Consider the following 2,443-nt stretch of genomic DNA (forward strand, 5'->3'; position numbering starts at 1 on the left):
AAAGTCATTTGAATGATTTCTTCTTGGTCTACGTGTCATAAAATACTCCATATATTGATGTTTATAACATCATTTGGGGAGCAAAATATCACTTATAAGTGTTGTTCAAATTTCCTGATCCACCTCTGAATAATGCTTGGCAAATGGCAAATAAGATTTTTGCTCTTGATTCTTCAACGAGCTGCTTTTTCAAAGACATTTGGGTTTTCTGGCTATTTCCTTTATTAGATTTAACATTTGTATTGACTTCAGGTAATTTAATTTTAGTTAAATACTGATCAAACCGTCCTATCAAAGACATTGGCATTGGCGAGCTTAGCCATATTTCTGCCTGGCCTAAATTGGAAATCATTAACTGAATAGAATAGTTGAGTAAAAAATCAATTCGTGCAACATTCGCTTGATCCGTATTCAATAATGATTTCCCCATACGAAAGCGGGGTATCACAAGTTGTATATACTGACCAAAATTCTCTTCAGATTTGCTCACAAAATTGAATTCCTCTCGAATCGCATTACCCAGTTTACTTTGAATAGTTTGATCAATAACTTCATCGAATACTTTGGCAAGTTCATACACAATACTATTGCAAGAAGATGATGCTTTTTTTGCTTGATCCAATGCAGCCAGATATTGAATAAAATTAAATGCTTGTTCTACGATAGATGTATATTCATTGGGGAATTTCAAAAAGTAATAATGTCCAAATATCCGCTTTTCACCCCAAATGGCAGCTGAAAGATTTAAGCAATACACAGGAGCAACTGAATTAAGTAAATTATTGTTCAATGTTCCATCTAGTTTGGAGCGAAGAATTCCCATATCAAATAAGTCAGCAATTGCTCGTTGCAATGCATTACGGCTCATTCCAGTCCATTTAGATAATTCATACGTTCCAACATCAAAAACGATTCCATTAGCGTCACTAGACAGCACCATGTTCACTAAAACAAGCCACTGCTTATAATTGAGTTCCATCAACTCGTCAGCATTTTTTTGCTTATGGCTAATTTTGACATCAAACATTAAGCCAAATAAAATTTCCAAAAAATCATATCGTGGATAACTAGCGACAAGCTCAGAAGCAGTTTTTTTAAACCTTATTTTTTTTATACTTTGTTTAGCTGATTTATTCTCTTTTAACCCTACTGCAGGTTGATTGCCCTCTTTTGCTTTATCCAAAGCAATAATCAACTGATCAGATGGTTTCCAGCTCCATCGATAATCTACTTGTCTCGGTAGTAGTAGTACTTTATTCAACTTTATAACTTTTTCTTCTAGCTGCTCGCATAATCCTTTTTCAACCAATACATCTAATGATTTTTTTAATGTTAACCAATTCACCTTCACTTCTTTAGCCAAAGCTTTTAGGTCCGATATTGAAATTCTACGACCTCCATAACAGATCAATAATCTTAGAAAAATAATTCGATCAATCGGCGATAAAGTAATTTCCATATGCCTTAGCATAAGTATAGATATTGCCCTTAGTTCCCCTTGTCTATTTAGCAATTTTTCGGAATTTTTCATAAAAACAACTATTATTGATTAATAACCATTATTTTAATTTAATATATAATGTTTATTAACATAAATAATTTAATATCGATTTAACCATCATTTTTATGATTTAAAATCGCTTTATTAGATACAAAAATTGGAGCTAAAAATGGGACGCCCTCAAATTTACTTAAAAGATTGGTGTTTAGAAGACAGCCTACTTAAAGCTGAATTTCTGAAAAAGGAATCGGAAAATCCGAAAGGTCTTGTCATAAGAACCCACCAAGGTTACTCACCAAATTTCAATATCTATCCTCATTTTCAGTCAGGCAATGTTGACATTGGAATATTGAGTAATGGCTTATCAATCCAAGTCACTCAGAGCTGTTGTGAAAAGCTAAAAGCAAAATTCCGCACTTTCAAGAAAAATGACAAAGACAAAAACAAAGTTAAAAAGCAATATTACCTAGACCCTAAAACTGCGAATTTTTTATCTAAATTTAAAGAAGAAAATCACTTTGATCGTGAGGAGATTGTTATTGAATATCTAGTCAGAAAAAATCAAAGCCAAGAACTACAATTTGAACACTTTAAAAAAATAGACCAATCAACTATTCGTGTTCAAAACTTAAAAAATGAATTAGAAAATTATAAAAACTTATGTGCACAAGCCGTAAACGATACACTAAATTTACGTACTCACATTGATGAATTAGACGACCTCCTAGCTAAAGCATATATTTTAAATGATTTCTTTAAGGAGACTTTACAAAAGAGCGGAGTTAATTTTAACCGACCTATAATTGATGATGAAACTGAACCGTACCGGGTTTGTCGGAGACTCAGTATTCTGAGAGAATGTTCCGATGACCAAATTAAAATATACCCCTGAAATCAGAGAAAGAGCGGTTCAATTATTGATTGAATCTGAAAAAGACTATC

2 protein-coding genes are annotated in these 2,443 nt (G+C 32.5%); one reads left to right on the forward strand and one right to left on the reverse strand.

The window, feature by feature from the left end; translation table 11 throughout:
- Positions 1 to 88 precede the first annotated feature (88 nt).
- On the reverse strand, positions 89 to 1,531 hold the full coding sequence (locus DYI81_RS17770; protein ID WP_117008199.1) for a hypothetical protein: 1,443 nt from the start codon (positions 1,529 to 1,531) through the stop codon (positions 89 to 91).
- Positions 1,532 to 1,670: 139 nt separating this feature from the next.
- Here DYI81_RS17770 and DYI81_RS17775 point away from each other — a divergent pair, with 139 nt between their 5' ends.
- Positions 1,671 to 2,393 (forward strand): hypothetical protein, encoded by a 723-nt coding sequence (locus DYI81_RS17775; RefSeq protein WP_117008200.1) that lies wholly within the window; start codon positions 1,671 to 1,673, stop codon positions 2,391 to 2,393.
- Positions 2,394 to 2,443 lie beyond the last annotated feature (50 nt).

Origin of the sequence: Acinetobacter sp. SWAC5, from assembly GCF_003419885.1 — a bacterium.
Lineage (GTDB): Bacteria > Pseudomonadota > Gammaproteobacteria > Pseudomonadales > Moraxellaceae > Acinetobacter > Acinetobacter cumulans.

Excerpts from the sequence above, each read along its gene's own strand:
- DYI81_RS17770 (WP_117008199.1), bottom strand. The coding sequence starts at position 1,531 with ATGAAAAATTCCGAAAAATTGCTAAATAGACAAGGGGAACTAAGGGCA.
- DYI81_RS17775 (WP_117008200.1), top strand. The coding sequence starts at position 1,671 with ATGGGACGCCCTCAAATTTACTTAAAAGATTGGTGTTTAGAAGACAGC.